The sequence below is a fragment of the Rhodopseudomonas sp. RCAM05734 genome (genome assembly GCF_052658035.1).
In genome coordinates, this window is record NZ_CP199742.1 from 4,180,343 (window position 1) to 4,202,634 (window position 22,292).

Consider the following 22,292-nt stretch of genomic DNA (forward strand, 5'->3'; position numbering starts at 1 on the left):
CAGACGCGAAACGGGTTCACCAGCTGAGCCATTTGGGCTCCGGCGATTTGGCCATCAGCGTAGCAAAAAAGCCTCACATTGGATTAACGCCAACCGCCGCCGCTTTCGGAGCAGCCATTAATTCCCTATCTAATCTGGACCGTTCACGGAGAATTTCATGACATCCGATCGCCCCGGCGCCAGTTCCCTGCAACGCATAGCGCGCGCGCTTCTCGTCTTCGCTGCGTTCGCCGCCGCTCCGGCCCAGGCTGCGGACGAGCCGGATCTTATTTTCCGCCGTTCCACCGTGTTCAAATGGCTGAGCCCAAACGACAAGCTGGCCACCTACGGTGTCGACGATCCCGAGGTTGAGGGGGTTGCCTGCCACTTCACGGTGCCGGAGCGCGGCGGGTTCAAGGGCTGGCTGGGTCTGGCCGAGGAGGTCTCGGACATCTCACTGGCCTGCCGCCAGATTGGCCCGATCAAGTTCAAGGCCAAGGTGGAGCAGGGCGACGACATGTTCCGCCGGCGCCGTTCGATGTTCTTCAAGAAGATGCAAATCGTTCGCGGCTGCGACGCCAAGCGGAATGTGCTGGTCTATATGGTGTACTCGGACCGCATCATCGAAGGGTCGCCGAAAAATTCGACCTCGTCGGTTCCGATCATGCCGTGGGGGCAGGCTGACAGCGCCATCGAGAAGTGTGGCGACTTCATCCAGTAGATTGGCGCGCCTACTTGAGACCGTCGCCCCCGGCGCGTTTCAATTTCAGCCGTCCCCAGGCCTCCAACTGCATCTCGGGATCGCGGTAGCCGACCAGTTGCACCAGCTTCTGCGGATAGGACTCGTTGCCATGCGCGCCGCTGCCCTGCTGGGACATCGCGCCTTGGCATTTTGCTGCGGGGCGCAGGCTTTGAACGACAGGCCGCAGGGGCCGATTCACGCCGGCCGCAATCGAGTCGTCCCCACGGAGAATATCGGTTCCCACCGCTGCAGTCCTTCTCTTGGATGTAAAAACAAACGCGCTGTCGACCTGAAGGTTGCACACGCACTTGCTTTGTCGATTTACCGAGCTTGTCGTTCAATTTTGTTAACGGCGTAAGACAACTCGGATTCTTTTCGCGCCGTGCGATCCGTCAGTCATTGAAGGCAAGACAACCGCCGAGATTGAACCCGTCCGTCATTGCCGCTTTCTGCGCACGATACTTTCCGCAGTCAGTCGCGACGCTCCTGAACTTGCCTGTCCCTCGCCTCGGGTCCTCATCGGAAGACCGCAGCGACGGTATCCCCTCGGGATCGGCATCTTTCAGACTCGATGGTGAGCATGAATTGCGGGCACCCGGCGCAGTTGACCGTCAACTGCCTTGGGAACCATTAGACTCTCAAAAAACCACCATGGATGTTCATTTTTGCACGGCGCTCTTGGGCGCCGACCGGATTGGGCTCAACGCAGTAATCCATTGAAATGATTTATGTTCTTGTGTCGTGTTTCATTGACAGTGAGGCAATGAAACAAATCTTGCCGGCCACGAAACCATTTTGAGTGGCGGCGCCGACGTCCCGAAACAGGGGACGGCTATTGGTCTCTCAACGACGCAGCAGACAGCGCTGCTCACAGGAGATCATCAAATGCGCACCCTCAGTTTCATCCTGGCTTTTGCATCCGTTCTCACCGGCCCATCTATGGCGGGCTCGGTGGACAACGGCCTGCCGGGCATCGGCGCGTTTTCCTACCATGCATCAGTGTCGAACCCCGTGCCGCCGGCCATGATCGTCGCTGCCCGCTAGACGTCAGCAACATTAGCCGGTCAGCAAAGCAGACATGATGATCCGACCTCGTTCCTTGGCCGCATTCGTTCTGGCCGCCAGCCTTGCCAGTTTTGCGCTCGGGTCACCGGTGCATGCGCAGATATGGTCGTGGAAGAAGCTGCCCGACCAGCGCGGCGAGTTCGTGCGCCTGTGCGCGCCCCACATGGTCAGCCGCTGGGCGCATCCGGAGTCTGTCTGCGTCTGTCTCTACGATTACGCCCTGGCCCCGGTCGAAGATCCCGATCTTCGCGAGGCGCTATTGCGCGGCATCAGTGAGCGTGGCGTGCCGACCATCGAGCACGACTGGGTTCCGCCGTCCAAGCAGGCGCAGATCAGCACGACTTTCACGCAGATCGCCAAGCCGACCATGCAATGCATGTTCGAGCCTGCAAAGTAACCGCCACCGCTGGCCATCACGGCTCGGTCACGTTGCAATCGCCGCTTGCAGGGCCGTATCGCTGCGCGAGGACGACTGCGGTGAGATGCGATGCTAGTTTTTCTTGGTACCGAGGCGGGGCACGCATTTGCGTACACGGTTGACGCCGCCGGCGGTCAGATTGGTGCCGGTGACTTCCTTGATCTGCCCCGTGGGACACGTCCCGTCATCGACCTGAATGCGCTGCCCGAGCCGCAGTTCCGGGATGTCACTTTCTCGCGCATATTGCTCGGCGCTCGCGGGGATCGTCATCGCAAGCAGGACGAGCCCGCCCAATAATCCGATTGACGGGCGCATCTGACCCTCCCTCACTTGTTGCGCGTCACTTGTTCTGAATCTTCAGACCGTCCGGACCGACGTTGATCTGAACGCCGCTCGGTTCTTTCTTGGTCTGGTAGAGATTGTAGCCGAGCACTCCGATGCCGACGATCAGTGCGCCGATGATCAGGAATAGCACGTTGCGGTTGCCGGACATGAAGCCTCTCCGTGAGCTCTGGCTCGAATGCGGATTGTAAAGATACGCCCGCGATTCTCATAGCCGACATAACACCTGCGTGGTGGCGCAGATTGTGCTTGGATCATGGAACCGCGATTTCTGGAGCCTACGACTGATGAACGCCACCGACCTTCACCGCAAGATTCTCGATGCCGTCGATGCCGGCTTTGACGCCCAATTGAAGACCACCCAGGACTTCGTCGCCATTCCTTCCACGCGCGGCGCCGAAGGCCCGTGCCAGGACATGATCGGCGACCTGCTGCGCCAGCGCGGCTACGAGGTCGACGACTGGCACATCGACGTCGAGGATCTCAAGGACCTCAGAGGCTTTGGGCCGATCGAACACGATTTCTCCCGTGCCCGCACTGTGGTCGGCACCTATCGTCCGGCCACCAATGCCGGCCAATCGCTGATCCTGCAGGGCCACTGCGACGTGGTGCCGACCGGTCCGCTCGACATGTGGGACAACCCGCCATTCTCGCCTGTCATCAAGGACGGCAGGATGTATGGCCGCGGCGCCTGCGACATGAAATCGGGCACCATCGGGGCGCTGTACGCGCTGGATGCCATCAAGGCAGCCGGGCTGAAGCCGACCGCGCGCATTCACTTCCAGTCGGTGATCGAGGAGGAGTCGACCGGTGTCGGCGCGCTGTCAACGCTGCAGCGCGGCTACCGCGCCGATGCCTGCTTCATTCCCGAGCCCACCGCCGGCAAGATGGTGCGCTCGCAGGTCGGCGTGATCTGGTTTCGATTGAAGGTGCGCGGCTTCCCCGTCCATGTGTTCGAGGCGGGCTCCGGCGCCAATGCGATCACCGCGGCCTATCATCTGATCCACGCGGTCGGGCAGCTCGAGATCGAATGGAACAAGCGCGCGGTCAACGATCCGCATTTCAAGAATGTGAACCACCCGATCAACTTCAATCCCGGCATCATCAAGGGCGGCGACTGGGCGTCCAGCGTGCCGGCATGGTGCGATATCGATTGCCGGATCGCGATCCTGCCGGGCTGGTCGGTGGCCGATCATCAGGCCGAGATTCTCGCCTGCATCAACAAGGCTGCGCGCGATCATCGCTTCCTGTCCAACAACCCGCCGCAGGTCGAGTGGTCGGGCTTTCTATCGGAAGGCTACGAGCTAAAAGACTCCGCCGCACCGGAAGCGGCGTTCGGAAAGGCCTATGACGCCGTCTATGGCGGGGCCACGCCGGACCTGGTCTTCACCGCGCTGACCGACACGCGCTTCTACGGGCTGAACTACGACATCCCCAGCCTGTGCTTCGGCGCCGATGGCCAGGCGATGCACGGCTTCAACGAATATGTCGATCTGGAATCGCTGCGCAAATCCACCAAGGCGACGGCGTTGTTCATCGCCGAATGGTGCGGCGTGGAGGCGGTGTAGTATGCGATCGCTGTGAATCTCTCGTTTCCCCGGACGCGGTGCGGCATTCTTATGCCGCTCCGCAGATCCGGGATCCCGGTTGCCTTGCCTTTGCGATACCGGGACCCCGGACCAGCAGCGCACCACGCGGCAAACGCCGCGCGTTGCGCAGCATCCGGGGAGCACGACCTGCGTTAATCGGCAGGCCATAGCGCTGCGACGATGGCATCGAGGCCGTCGGTCAAGGCTGCGGGCCCGGGCTGCAGGATCAGCGGCGATTTGATCTCGACGATGCGGTTGTCGCGCACCGCGGGAATGTCCGCCCAGCCCGGCCGGTGCCGGATCTTGTCCGGCACCACCTTCTTGCCGCACCACGAGGCTAGGATCACGTCCGGGGCAGCCGCGCGAACATCGTCCTCGGTGACGATCCGGTGCTTCGCGGCCTTCTCGGCCCGTAGCTTGGGAAACACGTCGTCGCCGCCGGCAATCTCGATCAGCTCGGAGACCCAGCCGATGCCGGTGATCAGCGGGCCGTCCCATTCCTCGAAATACACTTTCGGCCGCACGGGATGCTGTCTTCCCGAAGCTGCCACCTCGGCCAGTCGCTGCTCGTACTGCAAGGCGAGCTGCTCGGCGCGGTCGGTCGCATCGACCATCGCGCCGAGCATGCGGATCATCGCCAGGATGCCTTTGACGCTGCGCTGGTTGAAAACGTGGATCGCGATGCCTTCGCGGACCAGGGCGCTCGCTATGTCGGCCTGCAGGTCGGAAAAGCACAGCACCAGATCGGGATCGAGCGCGAGGATCTTCGGCATGTCGGCGGACAGGAACGAGGACACCCGCGGCTTCTCGCGGCGTACCTGCGGTGGCCGCACGGCATAGCCGGAGACGCCGACGATGCGATCCTGCTCGCCGAGCAGATACAGCGTCTCCACCGTCTCTTCGGTGAGGCAGACGATCCTTCGGGGCGGGTAGTGGTGCATGACGTCGATATGCCAGCCCGCGCCGTGCGTGTCACATTTCGACAGCGATCTTGCGGGGACGACGCGGCCGGGGCGTTAGGAGTTGGTTAAGGTTGCATGGCTTTCAGCCATTGTTTGCAGGGCTTGCCGACATTTGAGGCGGAGGCGGGGGTTGAACATTATGGTGCGATGCACAATATAAGGCTGTAGGGAATCGACGCCGCTTCGAGGGCTCCTAAACGGAGTTCTGACGATGCAAAACGCTTTAAAGACCGTTCCGACGCAGGCCCCCGGCAGCGTCCGGACATTGACGGCACGAGAGTTGCCGCTGTTTCGTGAACATATGTTGCGTCTTGACCGCGAAAGCCGTCGCGATCGTTTCAACGGTTCGCTGGATGACAATTTTTTGGCGCGCTACGCGATGCAGTGCGTCAGCGACGGCACCATCATCCTTGCCTATTTCGAGGATGGCGTGGTGCGCGGCGCTGCCGAACTGCACCAGCCCGACCTGTCGCCCGGCTCGCTGCCGGAGATCGCCTTCAGCGTGGAGGCCTGCGTGCGCCGCCAGGGCGTCGGTAGCATCCTGTTCACCAGATTGATCGATAAAGCGTGCTCGCTTGGCTATGAGAGCCTGCGCATCACCACCGGCGCACAGAACGATGCGATGCGCGCGCTGGCCAACAAGTTCGGCGCCAAGCTGTCGTTCCGCCACGGTGAATCGACGGGGACCATCGATCTCAAGCAGTCGCCGATGCCCGGCATGGTCGCGGCGCGCACCTCGGGACTCGATATCGGCCGTGCGCTGGTTGACTACAACCGCGCCTGCTGGGGTCTGGTCATGAAGATGTATGGATTGGGAAAAGCCTCGTAAGCGAGGCTGCGGCAGGGCGATATCGCCCTGCCTCGAGCGCGCGCGTGTTACGCGCCGACGCGCTTGTCGTTGCCGACGATCCTGCGTGACACCTTACGTTCCACGATGATCGAGCGCTGTGCGCCCTGTTCGCCTGCAATCACCCGCGTCGAACGCGCGGCGGTGCGGCTGGCCTTCTTCACTTCGGTCTGCACGGCGTCGAGCGGCATGCCCATCAGCGCCGCGGCGATCTCGGCCTGCTGGTCCAGATCTTCGGTGATGCCCATGGCGGCGAAGATCGCTTCTTCCAGGGTCGGCGGGTCGCGCCTGACGCGACGCGTGCCATACTTCGTATTCCAGTCTTCGCTCATCTCTCGCCTCAATGTTGATTTGAGATACGTAATTGAGCCAATGTTGCATTGCAATATGAATTGCTCGCGACAATGCAGCCATGCACATCACCTTTTGCTGAAGCTGCTCTCGCCGCCATCAACGCGTCGTTTAGTCGGTCGCGGCGGAAGCAGTTGGCACCGGTTGCGGCCAGCGCTTCAGCGCGGCGTGGCCGGCTTCGGTAAGTAAGTAAGAGCCGCGCTCGGCGCGATCGAACCAGCCATAGACATTGCGATGCAGGATCTTCTGCGCGTCGGGATAGTCCGGCGTCAGTTCGCGCACCTTGCGCGGGCCTTCTACCAGCGCCGCGGCACAGGCAAGCGCCTGCTGCCGGTAGGCGGTCATGATCGGCGCCCGCGTGCTGCCGCCGAGCACCGGATCGCCCTTGCGCCGGATGTGCTCGCTCACCAGGCGCGAACGCTTCTTCGGATTGCGGCGCGGCGCCGCGGTCGCGGGCGGCACCAGGATCTCGACGCCGCCGGCATCGGTGATCCCCAGCAGTCCGAAGCCGAGGCGGCGGCACAGGTTGCGATAGCGCGCATCGCTCTCGCGGCCCTTGCCGCGGATCGACAGTTTGGCCGCCAGCCAGACCTCGTCACAGGCGCCGGCGCGGTCGACGCCCTGAAGCAGCAGTTCGAGATTGAAGGTCAGTTTCAATTCGCCGATCACCACGAGCGGCGGATCGTCGCCCTTCAGTGCCACCAGGTCGCAGCCGCCGATCTCGCCCTTGACGGTGAAGCCGAGGCCTTCGAGGAAGTTCTTGACCGGTAGGTAGAGGGTGGTTTCCAAAACGGGCCTGCGCAGTGAGACGATGGGTCGCTGGAACCGCGACTCAATGCTTGAGTTTAGACCGGATCGCGCGCGACGGCAGCCTGGGGGCCGCTCTGACCGGCGCGGAGCCCGGAGACCTCCTTGCAGCGACTTCTTGAAATGTCGGATAGTTTTCGTGTTCTGCCGCACCTCGTAGCGCTGGCGATTACCTATGTGCTGGCGCTGCCGATCGGCTGGAACCGAGAACGCGCCGAGCGCAGCGCCGGCCTGCGGACCTTCCCGCTGGTCGCGTTGGCGACCTGCGGCATCGTGCAGGCGACCGAGGGCGTTCTCAATGGCCACCCCGAAGGCACCGCGCGCATCATCGAGGGATTAATGACCGGCATGGGCTTCATCGGTGGCGGCGCCATCCTCAAGCACAACGGCTCGGTACACGGCACCGCCACCGCCGCCAGCCTGTGGTCGACCGGCGCCACCGGTGCGGCGGTCGGCCTCGGCGCCTATGACGTGGCTGTCGTGATCTCCTTCGCCACGTTCATGACCTTGTGGCTGCTGGTGCCGTTCAAGCGCGAGGGCGATGGCGAGGGCGAGGGCAAGACCGAGGCGGGCTGAAACCGGCAGCTATTCTTGCAAATGTCGCGATATCCGGATCGATGACGACGCCGCATTGACCATTTTCCGCGGATTCTGACGATTTCGTCCGCACATGGCAGCAATGAGTGGCATTTTGCTGCAGAGCAGCGTAAAGCAGCGTCAACCACCCGTACCGGACTCCTGGACCCGACGTGACCGCCCGATATGAGGGGCGGCAGATTCGTTTCCGTTTGGTCCAATTGGGTCCCGACCGCACAGCGGTCCTTGAAACCAAGGTTTACATCCCCGTGACATTTCTATCGACAGGTCCGTCGCTCGCCCGCGCGTTGGCCGAGCGCAACTACAGTGAATCCACCCCGGTGCAGGCCGCCGTGCTGGCCGATGACGCCGCCGGACGCGATCTGCTGGTCTCCGCCCAGACCGGCTCCGGCAAGACCGTGGCCTACGGCCTAGCCATTGCCGACAACCTGCTGGAAGGCGCCGAGAAGCTGCCGAAGGCCGGTCTGCCGCTGGCGCTGATCGTCGCGCCAACCCGCGAACTCGCTTTGCAGGTGCACGGCGAACTGACCTGGCTCTACAAATATGCCGGCGCGCGCGTCGTGTCCTGCGTCGGCGGCATGGATCCGCGCAAGGAGCAGCGCGACCTCGCCGAAGGCGCCCATATCGTCGTCGGCACGCCCGGCCGTCTCTGCGACCATCTCCGCCGCAACCGCCTCGATGTCTCGCAGCTCAAGGCCGTGGTGCTCGACGAAGCCGACGAGATGCTCGACATGGGTTTTCGCGAGGACATGGAGTTCATCCTCAAGACCACGCCGTCGACCCGCCGCACGCTGCTGTTCTCGGCAACGCTGCCGCGCGGCATCGTCGCGCTGGCCAAGCAGTATCAGCAGCAGGCGTTCCGCGTTGAAGTCGCCGGCGCCGATGGCGGCCATTCCGACATCGAATATCGTGCCATCCGTATTTCGCCGAACGACGTCGACCACGCCGTGGTCAACGTGCTGCGCTACTTCGAGTCGCCCAGCACCATCGTGTTCTGCAACACCCGCAACGCGGTCCGTCATCTGCAGACCGTGCTGCAGGAGCGCGGCTTCTCGGTGGTCGCTCTCTCCGGCGAGCTGACCCAGAACGAGCGCACCTCGGCGCTGCAGGCGCTGCGCGATGGCCGCGCCCGGGTCTGCGTCGCCACCGACGTCGCCGCGCGCGGCATCGATCTGCCCAATCTCGGCCTCGTCATTCACGCCGACCTGCCGAACGACGCCGAAGTGATGCAGCATCGCTCCGGCCGCACAGGCCGCGCCGGCAAGAAGGGCGTCAGCGTCCTGCTGGTGCCGCCGTCGCGCAAGCGGCGCGCCGAACTGCTGCTCAATCTCGGCGGCATCGATGCTGTCTGGGGCAGCGCGCCGACCGTCGAGGAAATCCGCACCCTCGATCAGCAACGCATGCTGAAGGACACCTTGTTCACCGAGGAGTCCACCGAGGAAGATCTGACGCTGGCCCGCGCCATGCTGGCCGAACGTTCGGCCGAGGACATCGCCGCGGCGCTGGCGCGTCTCTATCGCGCGCGTCTGCCGGCGCCGGAAGAGGTGCAGGATCCCGGCACGTTCCGCGGCCGCGACGATCGCGCGCCGGTGCGTGGCCGCGATGCGCGCAACACCGACGGTCATGACGGTCCGCGCCAGGTGCGGCCGAAGTCGAAGCCGCGCGAGAGCATGGGCGAAGGCTCCATGTGGTTCCGCGCCGCCATCGGCCGGCAGAAGAACGCCGAAGCCCGCTGGCTGCTGCCGATGATCTGCCGTCGCGGCGGCATCGAGAAGAACGACATCGGCGCCATTAAGATCTACGACGCCAACTCGGAATTCGAGATCGCCGCGGGCGCGGTCGAAAAATTCCTGGTCATGGTCAAGCGTCCGGACAAGGAAGACAACATCCGCATCGAGCCGCTGCCGAACGGCCCGGAAGGCGCCATCGCCTCGTCGCGTCCGAAGCCGGAAGATCGCGACTACTCCAATGCCAAGCGCAAGCCGAGCTACAGCAAGAGCTCCGACGGCGACCGGCCGGACTTCAAGGACAAGTCGTCCTACAAGGAGAAGTCCTGGAACGACAAGGGCGACCGCAAGCCCTATGCCGGTGACAAGCCGCGCTACGAGGGCAAGCCTACTTACGAAGGCAAGCCGAGCTACGACAAGCCGCAGGGCGAGCGTGTGCCCTATGTGAAGAAGCCGCGCGCCGACAAGCCGCCTTATGTCGCCAAGGCCAAGCGCGAAGGCGCCGCCGGATTCGAGAAGCCGGCCTTCGGCAAGAAGAACAAGGGCTAAGAGCCAAGGCGCAGACTGTCGTCGTACGGCTTGACCGGGCGACCCAGTATTCGGCGACGTTGATGACACGACGCATCGACAACGTTTACTGGGTCACCCGCCTTCGCGGGTGACGACAGCGATAGCGAACTGCAAATTTACACCCGACCGCTGACCGGCAGCAGCGCGCCGGTGACGGCGCTGGCGGCGTCGCTGGCGAGAAACAGAATGACCTCGGCGAGTTCGTCGGCGCGCACCCACTTCGAGAAATCGGCACTGGGCATGTCGCGGCGGTTGGCCGCCGTGTCGATGGTCGAGGGCAATACGGCGTTGACCGTAACCTTGCCCTTCAACTCGGCGGCCAGAGTCTCGGTGAGGCGATGCACGCCGGACTTCGATGCTGCGTAGGGGCCCATGCCGGCGCCGGCCTGCAGCGCGCCGATGGCGCCGATATTGACGATGCGTCCGGCTTTCGATGCCACCAGATGCGGGATCGCGGTGCGCGAGGCGTTCAGCGCGGTGAGCAGGTTGAGCCGGTGCATCTTCTCCCAGGTCGCGGTGTCGCCGTCGCCGACGGTCTGGTAGGAAAAGGCGCCAGCGATGTTGATCAGCACGTCGATGCCGCCGAAATGCGCGACCGTGGCGGCGATGGCCTGGCCCGCCTGCGCCGCATCCGCGAGATCGACGCCGCCGACCTGCAGGCGATCCGCGGTCTTGCCGTCTGCGGCCTGGATGGCGTGATCGATCTCGGCCACGCGCGCGCCGCGACCGCGCGCCATTTTCACCACGACCTGGCCGAGTGCGCCGGAGGCGCCGGTGACGACGACGATTTTTCCGTTCATGCGGGTTTCTCTCTAGCCGGTACACGATATTTCATGAGAAAAAGAACAGCTTGCACGCGGCGACGCAAGGGCTGCCGCGCGCGGACCTTGATGAACGGATGTGCGCATGGCGAGTCCGAAGACCCCGGCCGACGTCGTGCGTTTTCCGCACGCATTTCCAAATCTGAAGAACGCCATCAAGCATGATGACGTGGTCAGGATCATTGCCGTGGGGTCGTCATCGACCGCGGGCAGGGGCGACATCCTTCCATATCCTTACTCGCTCGAGCGCGCGCTGCGCGAAAAATTCAAGCCCTGCATGATCGATGTGGTCAAGCGCGGCGTCGGCGGCGAAGACGCGCCGGAGGAACTGGACCGCTTACGCAAGGCTGCCGGCGAGAAGCCCGCCATGATTATCTGGCAGGTGGGGACCAATGCGATTTTTCACGAGGAGAACTATGCCGGCGGTCAGGTCGTGGCGGCGATCGAACAAGGGCTCGATGCGATCTGCAAGGCGAGCATCGACGTACTGGTGATGGACCTGCAATACGCGCCGGCGCTGCTACGGCCCGAACGGCGCAAACAGACGCTGGAGATGGTGCAGCGGATAGACGAGATCGTAGCGGCCCGGCCCGGCAGGGATCTGCAACTGTTTCGACGTTTTGCCCTGATGCGGCACTGGCACGAAATCGACGGCATTTCGTTCGACTGGATGACCGATCCGACCGACGGTGAACGGTTGCACCAGAGCGAGTGGAGCACGCGCATGGTGTCCCAGGCGCTCTGCAATGCGCTGGCAGAGTCGGCCAGCTAGCGTCGCAACTACTCCGCCGGCCGCATCTGCACCGGCCGCGTCCGCGGATGCACGAAGGCCGTGAGCGTCAGTCCGAGCGCCGCGGCGGCGACCAGCGCGGCCAGCAGCGGCAACTGCCCATAGTGGGCGCCCGCGGTCAGGGCCACGCCGCCGAGCCAGGCGCCGACGGCATTGCCGAGATTGAAGGCGCCCTGGTTCAGGGTCGATGCGAGGTTCGGCGCGTCGGTGGCGGCATCGACCACCCAGATCTGCAGCGGCGACACCAGCGCGAAGGCAAGCCCGCCCCACAGCACCAGCAGTGCCAGCGTCGGGACCATGGCGTGGCTGACGAAGGCCAGCGCGGTCAGGACGGCCATCAACCCGCAGAAGCCGCCGACCACCGTGCGCAGCAGGTTGCGGTCGGCGAAGCGGCCGCCGAAGAAATTGCCGACGGTGAGGCCGACGCCGATCGCCAGCAGCGCGCCGGTGACGCCGTGCGGCGTGAGGCCGGTGACGTCTTCCAAGAGCGGCGTGATGTAGGTGAACAGGCTGAACATACTCACCGAGGCCAGCGTCGAGATCAGCATCGGCAGCAGCACCGGCCAGCGGCCCAGGGTGCGGAACTCGCGGGCGAGGCCGCCGCGCGTGCCGGGCAGGCCGGAGGGCACGTAGCGGGTGATCGCCAGCCCGGCCACGAGCCCGATCGCGACCACCGCCCAGAACGCCGCGCGCCAGCCGGCGAACTGGCCGAGCGCGGTGCCGAACGGCACGCCGAGCACATTGGCGAGCGTCAGGCCGGCGAACATCAGCGAGACCGCCTGCGCGCGCTGCTCGCTGGCGACGAGGTTGCTGGCGACCACCGCGCCGATACCGAAGAACGCGCCGTGGGCGAAAGCGGTGACCACGCGCGCGGTCATCAGCAGGCCGTAGGTCGGCGCCAGCGCGCAGCCGAGATTGCCGATGATGAACACCGCCATCAGCGCCAGCAATGCGGTCTTGCGCGGCAGGCCGGCAGTGGCAATGGCCACGATGGGGGCGCCGACCACCACGCCCATGGCATAGCCGGACACCAGATAGCCCGCCTGCGGAATGCTGACGCCGAAGTCGCCGGCAACATCGGGCAGCAGCCCCATGATGACGAATTCGGTGGTGCCGATGCCGAACGAGGCGGCGGCCAGCGCGAGAATGGGACGGGATATCATCGAATCGTGGCTCCGGGGCTGTCCATGGTGCGGCGCAGCATCCGAGTCAGAAATGGCATGGGCGGGGTGCTTTGGCGAGGCGCGTGAGGGGGATGCAGCCCTGCATCATGCGGCCATCAAAATCGCGGGAGCGGCGATGCCAGCGTTGCCGCCGCGTCGTGGGCGTCAGGCGGTGGCGCGCACGGGCGCCGGGCGGGCCGCCGCCAGCCGCTGGACGTAGCGATTGCCGGCGTCGGCGGGCACCGCCTTGCGGCGAACCAGGTGATGCAGGCAGTTAGCCGCGAGGTCGAACGAGCCGTAGCAATGGTGCGCGACGAGCGCGAGATGCTTAAGCTGCTCGGCGTCCATCGCCTCGGCCTCGATGAAATTGCGCACATAGACCACGTCGGCCTCGACCAGACTGGTTGAGGGCTGCGGCCGGATTGGGCCCCATCATCGGCGCGATCATCTTCTTGTTGATGGCCGCGAACATGTGCGGGATGAAGCCGAGGCTGCGCAGTTCCAGATCGACGTCGCCGAACACCGGCTGATCCTTGTACAGCGGCACGAAGGAAACCTCGGTGTGAACGGCGACGGCCCGGGTCAGCCGTGCGCGGCCGTGGCGGAACACCGACAGTTCCGATCCCTGAATGTCGATCTTCAGCAGGTCGAAGGGCGTCAGTTCGGCGATGTCGTCCAGCCGCTGTGTGGCGAGCGTCGATTCGCCGATCACGCGGCCGAGTTCCGTGAAGCGCGGGAAATGCATCAGCGTCTTGTCGTCGGGCTGCAGCAGGCTGGCGAAGCCGATGCCACGGCAGATTTTCAGCGTATGAGTCTCACCATCGCCGATCGCATAGGGCAGATAGGTTTCGAGATCGCCCTTGGCGGCGTTGAGCCGGGCCAGCGCCTGGGGATGCGGATCGAATCCGGTGACGCGGCAGAGGCGGCGTTCCAGCATCGCCTTGTAGGGCGCGTCGCCGTCGATCGGATTGGCGCCGATGTCGACAATATGAGTCAGGCGCGCGGGCGCGAGCAGGGCCACCAGGGAGTCGTCAGTTGAATCGATCACTGGCTGTTTCCGTTCGTCATGAACGGACCAGTGCATCAAACCGCGAGGGATTCAGCCGGGCGAGATCGTCGCGTGCCGCCATTCTGGCAGCGCAGATTGTCGCAGGTATTCGGCTGGGCGCTGGCAGCCTTAGGCGCGTTCTTCCCAGATCATCGCCAGATGCACGATGGTCTGCACGGCCTTTTCCATGTCCTGGCGGCTGACCCATTCGGTGCGGCCGTGGAAGGCATGTTCGCCCGCAAAAATGTTGGGGCAGGGCAGGCCCATGAACGACAGCCGCGAGCCGTCGGTGCCGCCGCGGATGCTGGTGCGCTTCGGCTCAAGGCCAGCGCGGCGGATCGCCTCCATTGCGTAGTCGACGATATGAGGATGCAGGTCGATCACCTGCTTCATGTTGCGGTACTGGTGCTTGATCTCCAGCGACGCGGTGGAATGCGGATAGTCGCGCATCACATCGTCGACGATGGCATGCAGCAGCGCTTCCTTTTCGGCGAGCCCGGCATCGGTGAAATCGCGCACGATGAAACTCACCGTGGCTTTTTCCAGCGCGCCGGAAATGCTGATCGGATGCAGGAAACCTTCCTTGCCCTCGGTGGTCTCGGGCGAGCAGGAGTCCTTGGGCAGCCGGTCGACGATCGCCGCCGCGATCTTGATGGCGTGCTCCATCTTGCCCTTGGCGAAGCCGGGATGGGTGCTGACCCCCTCGATGGTGATCACCGTGCCATCAGCCGAAAAGGTCTCGTCCTCGATGTGGCCGGCGGTCTCGCCGTCCATGGTGTAGGCGAAATCGGCGCCGAGTTTTTGCAGGTCGACCTTGTCGACGCCGCGGCCGATCTCCTCGTCCGGCGTGAACAGGATTTTGATGACGCCGTGCTTGATGGCGGGGTTGGCGACCAGGAAGCGCGCCGCGTCCATGATCTCGGCGAGGCCGGCCTTGTTGTCGGCGCCGAGCAGCGTGGTGCCGTCGGAGGTGATGATGTCGTGGCCGATCTGGTCGGCCAAAGCCGGGTTGTCGGCGGCGCGGATCACCTGCGTTGGGTCGCCGGGCAGCACGATGTCGCCGCCCTGATAATTGCTGACGATCTGCGGCTTGACGTCCTTTCCGGTGCAATCCGGCGAGGTGTCCATGTGCGAGCAGAAGCAGATCACCGGCACTTTTTTGTCGGATGTCGCGGGGATCGTTGCGTAGACGTAGCCGTGCTCGTCCAGATGCGCGTCGGCGAGCCCGATCTCGCGCAGCTCGGCGGCGAGCAGGCGGCCGAGATCCTTCTGCTTTTCGGTGGACGGGCAGGTGGGGGAGGAGGGATCGGACTGGGTGTCGATCACCACATAGCGCAGGAAGCGCTCGGTGACGGTGTGCGTGAACGCGATGGAGGTCACTGGCATCACCGTATGGCTGGAGGGCGCACCGTCCCGGACCGCCGCGCGGCGGCCCGGAGTGTCGAATCGCTGATAAAGCCTAGACGGCTTCCTTCAGTTCCTTGGCGGCGCGGAACGCGACCTTCTTGCTGGCCTTGATCTGGATCGCTTCGCCGGTGGCGGGGTTGCGGCCCATGCGGGCGGCGCGCTTGCGCACCTGCAGGATGCCGAGACCGACGATGCGAATCCGCTCGCCCTTCTTGAGGTGCTTGGTGATGCGGCCGACCATGTCGCCGAGAATCTCTTCTGCCTTCTTCTTCGACAACTCATGCTCTTCCGCCAGGGCGGCGGCGAGGTGCTTGAGGGTGACGGTGGCGGGGGCGGCGGCCTTTTTGGCTGCAGCGGCGGTCTTCGCTGCGGCCGGGGTCGCGGTAACTGCTTTTTTCGCCATGAATTCTGGCCCTCCTCGTTGGTGTGATCCTGGAAACCTAAGGCCCGCAGGGCTTAAACGATTCGGGGGCCGGCTGACTACGCTGTTTGCCCTGCAAATAGCCGGTTATTCGCATCGGCGATCATCGAAGGCCGAATGAAAAAGGGCTTTCGCAACGTCCTTGACTTCAATTGGTCACCCCTTTATGTCCACCCTCACTGCGGGATTGCAAACGATCCACGCGGGAGTAGCTCAGTTGGTTAGAGCGCTGCCCTGTCACGGCAGAGGTCGCGGGTTCGAGTCCCGTCTCTCGCGCCAGTTTTATAAACTGGTTCAGCACCTTAGCAGATCCCCCGAATTCCAGTTTCGACTCCATCCCAAGGCACTTTCGACTCCGTGCGCCTGTTTCGTTCTCGTTCGCCATCACGCGGCGCCTTCCTTGGTGCCTGCAGAGCGCAGCAGAGACCGCCACGCGCCCGCGCTTCGGCTGCGAGCCGAACCAGCGCCGCGCTGTGAGGCCGGTAGGTGGCCTGCAGATCGCGATTGGTGTCGATCGAATTGGCCATCTTGCCGGCGAGCGCCGCGGGATCGACTCTGCCAGTCGTGGCTTCGACGGCACCTGAGCGGCGCATGTCTGAAAACTTGCGATATGGCGTTGCTGGATCTCGCCGGCACCATTGGCCACGGCAGGTTCATTCGCCACCCTGAGATCAATCAGGCGAGCATCGCCCCTTAAGCTACCCATCGGACAGACAAACTCCAAGCCTTCCATCTAAGATTGCACGAATCATTCGCTGGAGTTTCTGTTGCCCCACTTCGGATCTCACCATCGTCTTGAGTGCGTATGCGGAGCGTACATGGGCTTGACGCGGCGGAGCCCTCACCCGGTCCTCGGCGTGCACTTTGAGATTCAGACGTTTCAATGCAGGAAGTGCTGCGCCGAAGTTGAGCGAAGCGCTGGCGGCAATGGGGAACGGCCGCCAGAGGACGCAAAAACTGATATCGTCCCTCACTAGTGCAGGGGTGAAGCAGTCGGTTTCAAAATTGCATCATCCAGGTCGTTGCTATGAGGCGGGCGGCTGCTGGACCGCCTAGTCAGCAAGCTCGGTCAAACCTGGAGCCGCGACCTATTTTGGCGGGCGAAGCTCGCCCCTGATCCAGTTTACCGCTTCGCTCTTGATCGGATCGGGGCCGTCGCACTCGAAGCAGCGCAGCATGCGCGGGCCGCGCCCGCCCGGCGGCAGCGCCAGCGCCATTTGCGATCCGCAGTGAGGGCACCGCTTTGCCTGGTCGATCTGTCCCATGGTGCTTTAGAGAACTGCGCCACCGGCCGCTGTCAATCCGGAAGTCGTGCAAGGAAGCGAAGCCGTCCAGCTGAGCATCTACCGACGAATGTACCGACGCGTCTTGCCCGTTGGGCGCATCGGGAGGACCTGTTCGCACGGGCTTTCGCCGGCTGCTCGTGATGGAGGCCATCGGGGCGCTGGATGGAACGTAGTGCGATTCCTCCTGTTGGGTCCGGTATGTGACACAGGAGCGACGCAGATGATCGACGATCTCAAGCGCCTCGATCCAATCCGAAAGGCCCGCCTCATCATCGCTGCCCACCGCCTCCGGCGAAGATCCCTTGAAAGCTGGAATGTTGAGGGCTGGCGGATCTCGCGGCTGTTGAACGATGCCGATACCACGGAACTCGCCGACGACGCTGAGCAGCAGTACCGTCTCCATGAGAATTAGATCGGCCTTATAGTCGTGCCGGGCCGGGCCGAGATGATCCGCCGCCTGAATGAGAACATGCATCGCGTTCTGCCAAGCCGGCTTGTTCTGCTCGGCCTTCGGCAGGCCGACGATGTGGAGGCCGGCATCCCGCAGAGTGAAGACCGGCATCCCGCAGAGTGAAGAGAAGCTTGCCCGACGGCAATTCGATCGGGTTGGCGAAGTGGATATCCCAGGACATCATGCAGACCGTAGCCTAGACGGCCGCTAAGTGCGGCTGCGGCGTTGTGCGGGCTTTGTTGTTTAGCTGATCGCGTGATGGTGCTGGCTTCGGCGGGAGGCCGCCGCATGTGTTTCGGCGGTGCAGATACCACTACCTGACCTCAAGCTCGTCGCCGGATGCATGACGACATGACCAGTGTTCGCCCAGAGGAGCCGGCCGACCAGAATAACGTGAAAGCGCGGGGCCGTTGTCGCAGGTGCAATAGCCGTTCGATAAAACGAATATCTCGGCACCGCCGACGAGACTGCCGCTCGCGATTTCCCGAAAGCCGTTCGGGAGCTTTTTAAAGACAGCGTAGTGCGCGCAGCTAAGCTCGGCGGCGACGACAGCGGGGGATCCGATCAGACCTTTTATGGCCAAACCGAGAAGTATCGACCTGAGGGTGCGGCGGCAAAAGGCCATCTGTGAGGACGTCCGCCCTATCGAGCGGCTCGGTGGGTGACGAGTTAAAACGAGCTCGGGAGCGCGCCTCGCAACGACGTTTGGCCATATGGCCATATGCCCGTCGTCGAGGCCGAGTTGCGGCCGTTCGGCCTGGAGGTCGCGCTTGTCGTAATAGAACTTTGCCGAGGCGACGGCTGCCTGGATGGCTTCGTCGGAAAAGGATGGGGCTTCTGCCATGACGTTTCTCCCAAACGTGCACAAACAATTTCATGCACTCTTAGATTTATGGCAAGATATATACAACCTTTGGAAGTGGACAGAGGCGAACTGCACGCGATGCTGCAGCGAGCCGTGTGGCGGCGTTCCGGAGCGTCGCTGTTCCCAGGTCATCGCCGGGCGCAGTCCAGCCGTGCAGGGGAGTGCGTAGCTGGCGTTGCGCGTCTTGCGCCCCTTGTTGCGCTGCGCTAAGCCTCGAACAATTCCAATGTCTTCGAATCTGCGGGCGGGCGCCGCGGGGTAAGGGATCGCCGATGAACGGCATCTTGCAGAACTATCTTCCACTCGTGGTCTTTATCGGCATTGCGACGGTGATCGGCGCGGCGCTGCTGATCGCCCCCTTCCTGGTCGCTTATCAGAGCCCGGATCCGGAAAAGCTGTCCGCCTATGAATGCGGATTCAACGCTTTTGATGACGCCCGCATGAAGTTCGACGTGCGGTTCTATCTGGTGGCGATCCTGTTCATCATCTTCGATCTCGAAGTGGCGTTCCTGTTTCCCTGGGCGGTGGCCTTCGGGAAGCTCGGCGCCACCGGCTTCTGGTCGATGATTGTATTCCTCGGCGTGCTCACCGTCGGCTTCGCCTACGAATGGAAGAAAGGCGCGCTCGAATGGGATTGAGCCCCGTGTCCTCGTCCTCAATGCAGCCGACGCCGTCGGCCCGGCCGGTCGGCGCGCAGCCGCTGGTGGCGCGTGCGCCCTCCGGCATCATCGATCCCAACACCGGCAAGCCGGTGGGGGCGAACGATCCGTATTTCCTCGAGGTCAATGCCGAGCTGTCCGACAAGGGCTTCTTCATCGCCGCCGCCGACGACCTGATCACCTGGGCCCGCACCGGCTCGCTGATGTGGATGACCTTCGGTCTGGCCTGCTGCGCCGTCGAGATGATGCAGGTGTCGATGCCGCGCTACGACGTCGAGCGTTTCGGCTTCGCGCCGCGCGCCTCGCCGCGGCAGTCCGACGTGATGATCGTGGCCGGCACGCTGACCAACAAGATGGCCCCGGCGCTGCGCAAGGTCTACGACCAGATGCCGGAGCCGCGCTACGTCATCTCGATGGGCTCCTGCGCCAATGGCGGCGGCTACTACCACTATTCCTATTCGGTGGTGCGCGGCTGCGATCGCATCGTGCCCGTCGACATCTACGTGCCCGGCTGCCCGCCGACCGCCGAGGCGTTGCTCTACGGCGTGCTGCTGCTGCAGAAGAAGATCCGACGCACCGGAACCATCGAACGTTAAGGCTGAAGTTATGGACGACGGCACACTCAACACGCTGGGCCAGACGATCGTCAGCGCGCTGCCCGGCGCTGTCACCGGCGCCTCGGTCGCTTTCGGCGATCTGACCCTTGCGGTCGAGGCCGCCAGGATCGTCGATGTCGTGCGCTTCCTGCGTGACGACCCCGGCTGCCGCTTCGTCAACTTCATCGACGTCACCGCGGTGGACTATCCCGGCCGCGAGCAGCGCTTCGAGGTGGTCTACCACCTGATGTCGCCGACGCTGAACGCCCGCATCCGGCTCAAGGCCGCGGCCTCCGAGACCACCCAGGTGCCATCGATCATCACGGTGTTTCCCGGTGCCGACTGGTTCGAGCGCGAGACCTACGATCTCTATGGCGTGATCTTCACCGGCCATCCCGACATGCGCCGGCTGTTGACCGATTATGGTTTTGATGGCCACCCGCTGCGCAAGGACTTCCCGCTCTCCGGCTTCGTCGAAGTGCGCTACGACGATCAGGAAAAGCGCGTGGTTTATGAGCCGGTCCGGCTCAATCAGGAATTCCGCAAGTTCGATTTCCTCTCGCCATGGGAAGGTGCCGACTACACCATCCCGGGCGATGAGAAGGCCACCGACAAGGCTGGGAGCTAGCCATGGGTGAACCCGCCCTCCGTAATTTCACCATCAACTTCGGCCCGCAGCATCCGGCGGCGCACGGCGTGCTGCGCCTGGTGCTGGAGCTCGACGGCGAAGTGGTCGAGCGCGTCGATCCGCATATCGGCCTGCTGCATCGCGGCACCGAAAAGCTGATCGAGCAGAAGACCTATCTGCAGGCGATTCCCTATTTCGACCGCCTCGATTACGTCGCGCCGATGAACCAGGAGCACGCCTTCTGCCTCGCTGCGGAAAAGCTGCTGGGGATCACCGTGCCGCGCCGCGGCCAGTTGATCCGCGTGCTGTATTGCGAGATCGGCCGCATCCTGTCGCATCTGCTGAACGTCACCACCCAGGCCATGGACGTCGGCGCGCTGACCCCGCCGCTGTGGGGCTTCGAGCAGCGCGAGAAGCTGATGGTGTTTTACGAGCGCGCCTCCGGCTCGCGCATGCATGCGGCGTATTTCCGCATCGGCGGCGTGCATCAGGATCTGCCGCCCAAGCTGGTCGACGATATCGAGGCGTGGTGCGATCCGTTCCTCGAAGTGGTGCAGGATCTCGAGACGCTGCTCACCGGCAACCGCATCTTCAAGCAGCGCAACGTCGACATCGGCGTGGTCTCGCTCGCGCAGGCCTGGGAATGGGGCTTCTCCGGCGTGATGGTGCGCGGCTCGGGCGCAGCCTGGGATCTTCGCAAGGCCCAGCCCTACGAATGCTACGACGAGATGGAATTCGACATTCCGATCGGCAAGAACGGCGACTGCTACGATCGTTACTGCATCCGCATGGAAGAGATGCGCCAGTCGGTGCGCATCATGAAGCAGTGCATCGCCAAGCTGCGCGCGCCGGACGGGCAGGGCCCGGTGGTCGTCGACGATCACAAGGTGTCGCCGCCGCGCCGTGGCGAGATGAAGCGCTCGATGGAAGCGCTGATCCACCACTTCAAGCTCTACACCGAAGGTTTCCGGGTGCCGGAAGGCGAGGTCTATGCCGCCGTCGAAGCGCCGAAGGGCGAGTTCGGCGTCTATCTGGTCTCCGACGGCACCAACAAGCCCTACAAGTGCAAGATCCGCGCGCCGGGTTTCGCGCATCTGCAGGCGATGGACTTCATCTGCAAGGGCCATCTGCTGGCCGACGTCTCCGCCATCCTCGGCTCCCTCGACATCGTGTTTGGAGAGGTCGATCGGTGATCTCCTCCGCGCAGCCTCCCATCCAGTTTGACCGGGCGTCAGGCGCTCTCGTGGGTGCAAGCCCATGGGAACGCACGGCTGCGCTGGCGCTGGTGGCGGGCTCCAAGGTGTCATCGCTGTTCTACCATCGCGGCTACAACATGTGCGCCAACCTGCTGCGCAGGACGCTGCCGGCGCGCGACATCGTTGTGAAGCTCAATCCCGACGCCCAGTTCGCCTTTCCCTATGGCGACGGCTACTGGAGCAAGCTGCTCAACCGCACGTTCTCTTATGAAGACGAGCTGGAGCTGCTGTTCCGCGACTCCGTGGACGTCGATTACACATTGCTCGATTGCGGCGCCAACTACGGCTACTGGTCGGTGCTGGTGTCGAGCAAGCCGTTTGGCGCGCACCGGGCGCTCGCCATCGAGCCGTCGTCGCAGAATTTCGCGATTCTTGCCGGCAACGCCGTGCTTAATGACGGCCGGTTCGAGCCGCTGAAGTGCGCGGTCGGCGACCGCCGCGGCACCGCACGGCTGTCGGGCACCAAGCATGAGGCGCTGAGCATCGTCGGCGACGCTGCCGGCGGCGAGGACGTGCCCGTGCTGGCACTCGACAACCTGCTCGACGACGGCAAGGTATCGGCGACCGACAAGTTCGTGATCAAGCTCGACGTCGAAGGCGTCGAGATCGACGCGATCAAGGGTGCCACGCGATTGCTGCAATGCGACTCGGTGATCATATGCGAAGAGCATGGCAACGATCCCCAGCACACGGTATCGCGCTTTATCCTGGATCAATCGCCGTTGCAGCTGATCGTGTACGATCCGCGCAGCAATCGCTACGAGACCATCACCGAGCTGTCGATCCTCGATCGCATCAAGGTGTCCAGCCATGTCGGCTACAACGTGTTCGGCACTTCGAGCCCGTTCTGGCAGGACCGTTTCCACCGCCTGAATGCGAGCGCTGCGCGCCGCGCTCAATGAGAG

28 protein-coding genes and 1 tRNA gene are annotated in these 22,292 nt (G+C 63.7%); 15 read left to right on the top strand and 14 right to left on the bottom strand.

From position 1 onward, the window contains the following. Positions 1-157: 157 nt before the first annotated feature. A complete protein-coding gene (locus ACUXVA_RS19700; RefSeq protein WP_265078799.1) occupies positions 158-700 on the top strand; it encodes a CreA family protein in 543 nt (180 codons plus the stop codon). A gap of 10 nt (positions 701-710) precedes the next feature. Here the strand turns inward: ACUXVA_RS19700 and ACUXVA_RS19705 are convergent, their stop codons facing one another. Next, positions 711-857 (bottom strand): hypothetical protein, encoded by a 147-nt coding sequence (locus tag ACUXVA_RS19705; protein WP_265078798.1) that lies wholly within the window; start codon positions 855-857, stop codon positions 711-713. 749 nt (positions 858-1,606) lie between these two features. Between ACUXVA_RS19705 and ACUXVA_RS19710 the strand changes: the two genes are divergently transcribed. Then, the gene (locus ACUXVA_RS19710) at positions 1,607-1,765 is read left to right on the top strand and encodes a hypothetical protein (protein WP_265078797.1); all 159 of its coding nucleotides are present in this window, start codon (positions 1,607-1,609) and stop codon (positions 1,763-1,765) included. 34 nt (positions 1,766-1,799) lie between these two features. Continuing rightward, entirely contained in the window at positions 1,800-2,183 is a 384-nt protein-coding gene (locus ACUXVA_RS19715; protein ID WP_413776372.1) for a hypothetical protein, read from the top strand. Positions 2,184-2,276: 93 nt separating this feature from the next. Here ACUXVA_RS19715 and ACUXVA_RS19720 read toward each other — a convergent pair whose 3' ends face one another. Then, positions 2,277-2,519: a DUF6719 family protein gene (locus tag ACUXVA_RS19720; protein WP_265078795.1), complete on the bottom strand. Its 243-nt coding sequence runs from the start codon at positions 2,517-2,519 to the stop codon at positions 2,277-2,279. A 25-nt stretch (positions 2,520-2,544) separates the two neighbouring features. Beyond that, positions 2,545-2,697, bottom strand: coding sequence for a hypothetical protein (locus ACUXVA_RS19725; protein ID WP_265078794.1), 153 nt, complete (start codon positions 2,695-2,697; stop codon positions 2,545-2,547). A gap of 136 nt (positions 2,698-2,833) precedes the next feature. On the opposite strand from ACUXVA_RS19725, the gene ACUXVA_RS19730 reads away from it, so the two are divergent. Beyond that, positions 2,834-4,114 (top strand): ArgE/DapE family deacylase, encoded by a 1,281-nt coding sequence (locus ACUXVA_RS19730; RefSeq protein ID WP_445487639.1) that lies wholly within the window; start codon positions 2,834-2,836, stop codon positions 4,112-4,114. Between the two features lie 173 nt (positions 4,115-4,287). Here the strand turns inward: ACUXVA_RS19730 and ACUXVA_RS19735 are convergent, their stop codons facing one another. Then, positions 4,288-5,076, bottom strand: coding sequence for a cobalamin-binding protein (locus tag ACUXVA_RS19735; RefSeq protein WP_265078792.1), 789 nt, complete (start codon positions 5,074-5,076; stop codon positions 4,288-4,290). A 232-nt stretch (positions 5,077-5,308) separates the two neighbouring features. On the opposite strand from ACUXVA_RS19735, the gene ACUXVA_RS19740 reads away from it, so the two are divergent. After that, on the top strand, positions 5,309-5,926 hold the full coding sequence (locus tag ACUXVA_RS19740; RefSeq protein WP_445487642.1) for a GNAT family N-acetyltransferase: 618 nt from the start codon (positions 5,309-5,311) through the stop codon (positions 5,924-5,926). Positions 5,927-5,973: 47 nt separating this feature from the next. On the opposite strand, the gene ACUXVA_RS19745 is transcribed toward ACUXVA_RS19740, so the two are convergent. Both ACUXVA_RS19745 and ACUXVA_RS19750 read right to left on the bottom strand, forming a co-directional pair. After that, a complete protein-coding gene (locus tag ACUXVA_RS19745) occupies positions 5,974-6,276 on the bottom strand; it encodes a hypothetical protein (protein WP_265078790.1) in 303 nt (100 codons plus the stop codon). Positions 6,277-6,406: 130 nt separating this feature from the next. Further along, positions 6,407-7,084: a DUF2161 domain-containing phosphodiesterase gene (locus ACUXVA_RS19750; protein ID WP_445487644.1), complete on the bottom strand. Its 678-nt coding sequence runs from the start codon at positions 7,082-7,084 to the stop codon at positions 6,407-6,409. A gap of 123 nt (positions 7,085-7,207) precedes the next feature. Between ACUXVA_RS19750 and ACUXVA_RS19755 the strand changes: the two genes are divergently transcribed. Together ACUXVA_RS19755 and ACUXVA_RS19760 are read left to right on the top strand one after the other, a co-directional pair. Further along, positions 7,208-7,678, top strand: coding sequence for an MgtC/SapB family protein (locus tag ACUXVA_RS19755; RefSeq protein ID WP_445487646.1), 471 nt, complete (start codon positions 7,208-7,210; stop codon positions 7,676-7,678). 269 nt (positions 7,679-7,947) lie between these two features. Then, positions 7,948-9,975: a DEAD/DEAH box helicase gene (locus ACUXVA_RS19760; RefSeq protein ID WP_265078787.1), complete on the top strand. Its 2,028-nt coding sequence runs from the start codon at positions 7,948-7,950 to the stop codon at positions 9,973-9,975. A 137-nt stretch (positions 9,976-10,112) separates the two neighbouring features. Here ACUXVA_RS19760 and fabG read toward each other — a convergent pair whose 3' ends face one another. Next, a complete protein-coding gene (gene fabG, locus ACUXVA_RS19765; RefSeq protein WP_265078786.1) occupies positions 10,113-10,796 on the bottom strand; it encodes a 3-oxoacyl-ACP reductase FabG in 684 nt (227 codons plus the stop codon). A 106-nt stretch (positions 10,797-10,902) separates the two neighbouring features. Here fabG and ACUXVA_RS19770 point away from each other — a divergent pair, with 106 nt between their 5' ends. Next, positions 10,903-11,589 carry an SGNH/GDSL hydrolase family protein gene (locus ACUXVA_RS19770; protein WP_445487649.1) on the top strand — a complete coding sequence of 229 codons (687 nt, stop codon included), beginning with the start codon at positions 10,903-10,905 and terminating at the stop codon, positions 11,587-11,589. Positions 11,590-11,597: 8 nt separating this feature from the next. Here the strand turns inward: ACUXVA_RS19770 and ACUXVA_RS19775 are convergent, their stop codons facing one another. The 5 genes from ACUXVA_RS19775 to ACUXVA_RS19795 form a co-directional block, all read right to left on the bottom strand. Further along, entirely contained in the window at positions 11,598-12,770 is a 1,173-nt protein-coding gene (locus ACUXVA_RS19775; RefSeq protein WP_265078784.1) for an MFS transporter, read from the bottom strand. Positions 12,771-12,935: 165 nt separating this feature from the next. Then, a complete protein-coding gene (locus ACUXVA_RS19780) occupies positions 12,936-13,154 on the bottom strand; it encodes a hypothetical protein (RefSeq protein ID WP_445487651.1) in 219 nt (72 codons plus the stop codon). After that, positions 13,099-13,818, bottom strand: coding sequence for an FkbM family methyltransferase (locus ACUXVA_RS19785; protein WP_445487653.1), 720 nt, complete (start codon positions 13,816-13,818; stop codon positions 13,099-13,101). Before ACUXVA_RS19785 ends, ACUXVA_RS19780 begins: the two co-directional genes overlap by 56 nt. Before the next feature lie 129 nt (positions 13,819-13,947). Further along, the gene (pepT, locus tag ACUXVA_RS19790) at positions 13,948-15,204 is read right to left on the bottom strand and encodes a peptidase T (RefSeq protein ID WP_265078782.1); all 1,257 of its coding nucleotides are present in this window, start codon (positions 15,202-15,204) and stop codon (positions 13,948-13,950) included. A gap of 73 nt (positions 15,205-15,277) precedes the next feature. Continuing rightward, positions 15,278-15,628, bottom strand: a complete 351-nt coding sequence (locus ACUXVA_RS19795) for an HU family DNA-binding protein (RefSeq protein ID WP_265078781.1) — start codon at positions 15,626-15,628, stop codon at positions 15,278-15,280. A gap of 220 nt (positions 15,629-15,848) precedes the next feature. On the opposite strand from ACUXVA_RS19795, the gene ACUXVA_RS19800 reads away from it, so the two are divergent. Then, positions 15,849-15,925: transfer RNA gene (locus tag ACUXVA_RS19800), tRNA-Asp, on the top strand. A gap of 809 nt (positions 15,926-16,734) precedes the next feature. On the opposite strand, the gene ACUXVA_RS19805 is transcribed toward ACUXVA_RS19800, so the two are convergent. Beyond that, positions 16,735-16,863, bottom strand: a complete 129-nt coding sequence (locus ACUXVA_RS19805; RefSeq protein ID WP_445487656.1) for a hypothetical protein — start codon at positions 16,861-16,863, stop codon at positions 16,735-16,737. A gap of 289 nt (positions 16,864-17,152) precedes the next feature. Here ACUXVA_RS19805 and ACUXVA_RS19810 point away from each other — a divergent pair, with 289 nt between their 5' ends. Further along, positions 17,153-17,344, top strand: a complete 192-nt coding sequence (locus tag ACUXVA_RS19810; protein ID WP_445487658.1) for a hypothetical protein — start codon at positions 17,153-17,155, stop codon at positions 17,342-17,344. Between the two features lie 352 nt (positions 17,345-17,696). Here the strand turns inward: ACUXVA_RS19810 and ACUXVA_RS19815 are convergent, their stop codons facing one another. Further along, positions 17,697-18,227 (bottom strand): hypothetical protein, encoded by a 531-nt coding sequence (locus ACUXVA_RS19815; RefSeq protein WP_445487659.1) that lies wholly within the window; start codon positions 18,225-18,227, stop codon positions 17,697-17,699. Between the two features lie 293 nt (positions 18,228-18,520). On the opposite strand from ACUXVA_RS19815, the gene ACUXVA_RS19820 reads away from it, so the two are divergent. The 5 genes from ACUXVA_RS19820 to ACUXVA_RS19840 are packed head-to-tail and all read left to right on the top strand — an operon-like array spanning position 18,521 to position 22,289. Continuing rightward, positions 18,521-18,886, top strand: coding sequence for an NADH-quinone oxidoreductase subunit A (locus ACUXVA_RS19820; RefSeq protein WP_265078778.1), 366 nt, complete (start codon positions 18,521-18,523; stop codon positions 18,884-18,886). Between the two features lie 20 nt (positions 18,887-18,906). Beyond that, on the top strand, positions 18,907-19,503 hold the full coding sequence (locus ACUXVA_RS19825; RefSeq protein WP_265083740.1) for a NuoB/complex I 20 kDa subunit family protein: 597 nt from the start codon (positions 18,907-18,909) through the stop codon (positions 19,501-19,503). Positions 19,504-19,513: 10 nt separating this feature from the next. Further along, positions 19,514-20,131 carry an NADH-quinone oxidoreductase subunit C gene (locus ACUXVA_RS19830; RefSeq protein ID WP_445487661.1) on the top strand — a complete coding sequence of 206 codons (618 nt, stop codon included), beginning with the start codon at positions 19,514-19,516 and terminating at the stop codon, positions 20,129-20,131. 2 nt (positions 20,132-20,133) lie between these two features. Then, positions 20,134-21,324: an NADH-quinone oxidoreductase subunit D gene (locus ACUXVA_RS19835; protein WP_445487663.1), complete on the top strand. Its 1,191-nt coding sequence runs from the start codon at positions 20,134-20,136 to the stop codon at positions 21,322-21,324. Then, positions 21,324-22,289, top strand: a complete 966-nt coding sequence (locus tag ACUXVA_RS19840; RefSeq protein WP_265083739.1) for an FkbM family methyltransferase — start codon at positions 21,324-21,326, stop codon at positions 22,287-22,289. Before ACUXVA_RS19835 ends, ACUXVA_RS19840 begins: the two co-directional genes overlap by 1 nt. Positions 22,290-22,292: the final 3 nt, after the last annotated feature.

Coding starts and splice junctions, on each gene's coding strand:
- ACUXVA_RS19700 (WP_265078799.1), top strand. CDS start 158: ATGACATCCGATCGCCCCGGCGCCAGTTCCCTGCAACGCATAGCGCGC.
- ACUXVA_RS19705 (WP_265078798.1), bottom strand. CDS start 857: ATGTCCCAGCAGGGCAGCGGCGCGCATGGCAACGAGTCCTATCCGCAG.
- ACUXVA_RS19710 (WP_265078797.1), top strand. CDS start 1,607: ATGCGCACCCTCAGTTTCATCCTGGCTTTTGCATCCGTTCTCACCGGC.
- ACUXVA_RS19715 (WP_413776372.1), top strand. CDS start 1,800: ATGATGATCCGACCTCGTTCCTTGGCCGCATTCGTTCTGGCCGCCAGC.
- ACUXVA_RS19720 (WP_265078795.1), bottom strand. CDS start 2,519: ATGCGCCCGTCAATCGGATTATTGGGCGGGCTCGTCCTGCTTGCGATG.
- ACUXVA_RS19725 (WP_265078794.1), bottom strand. CDS start 2,697: ATGTCCGGCAACCGCAACGTGCTATTCCTGATCATCGGCGCACTGATC.
- ACUXVA_RS19730 (WP_445487639.1), top strand. CDS start 2,834: ATGAACGCCACCGACCTTCACCGCAAGATTCTCGATGCCGTCGATGCC.
- ACUXVA_RS19735 (WP_265078792.1), bottom strand. CDS start 5,076: ATGCACCACTACCCGCCCCGAAGGATCGTCTGCCTCACCGAAGAGACG.
- ACUXVA_RS19740 (WP_445487642.1), top strand. CDS start 5,309: ATGCAAAACGCTTTAAAGACCGTTCCGACGCAGGCCCCCGGCAGCGTC.
- ACUXVA_RS19745 (WP_265078790.1), bottom strand. CDS start 6,276: ATGAGCGAAGACTGGAATACGAAGTATGGCACGCGTCGCGTCAGGCGC.
- fabG (WP_265078786.1), bottom strand. CDS start 10,796: ATGAACGGAAAAATCGTCGTCGTCACCGGCGCCTCCGGCGCACTCGGC.
- ACUXVA_RS19770 (WP_445487649.1), top strand. CDS start 10,903: ATGGCGAGTCCGAAGACCCCGGCCGACGTCGTGCGTTTTCCGCACGCA.
- ACUXVA_RS19775 (WP_265078784.1), bottom strand. CDS start 12,770: ATGATATCCCGTCCCATTCTCGCGCTGGCCGCCGCCTCGTTCGGCATC.
- pepT (WP_265078782.1), bottom strand. CDS start 15,204: ATGCCAGTGACCTCCATCGCGTTCACGCACACCGTCACCGAGCGCTTC.
- ACUXVA_RS19795 (WP_265078781.1), bottom strand. CDS start 15,628: ATGGCGAAAAAAGCAGTTACCGCGACCCCGGCCGCAGCGAAGACCGCC.
- ACUXVA_RS19805 (WP_445487656.1), bottom strand. CDS start 16,863: ATGGCGCTGGCGCTGCCGCCGGGCGGGCGCGGCCCGCGCATGCTGCGC.
- ACUXVA_RS19810 (WP_445487658.1), top strand. CDS start 17,153: ATGATCGACGATCTCAAGCGCCTCGATCCAATCCGAAAGGCCCGCCTC.
- ACUXVA_RS19815 (WP_445487659.1), bottom strand. CDS start 18,227: ATGGCAGAAGCCCCATCCTTTTCCGACGAAGCCATCCAGGCAGCCGTC.
- ACUXVA_RS19820 (WP_265078778.1), top strand. CDS start 18,521: ATGAACGGCATCTTGCAGAACTATCTTCCACTCGTGGTCTTTATCGGC.
- ACUXVA_RS19825 (WP_265083740.1), top strand. CDS start 18,907: ATGCAGCCGACGCCGTCGGCCCGGCCGGTCGGCGCGCAGCCGCTGGTG.
- ACUXVA_RS19830 (WP_445487661.1), top strand. CDS start 19,514: ATGGACGACGGCACACTCAACACGCTGGGCCAGACGATCGTCAGCGCG.
- ACUXVA_RS19835 (WP_445487663.1), top strand. CDS start 20,134: ATGGGTGAACCCGCCCTCCGTAATTTCACCATCAACTTCGGCCCGCAG.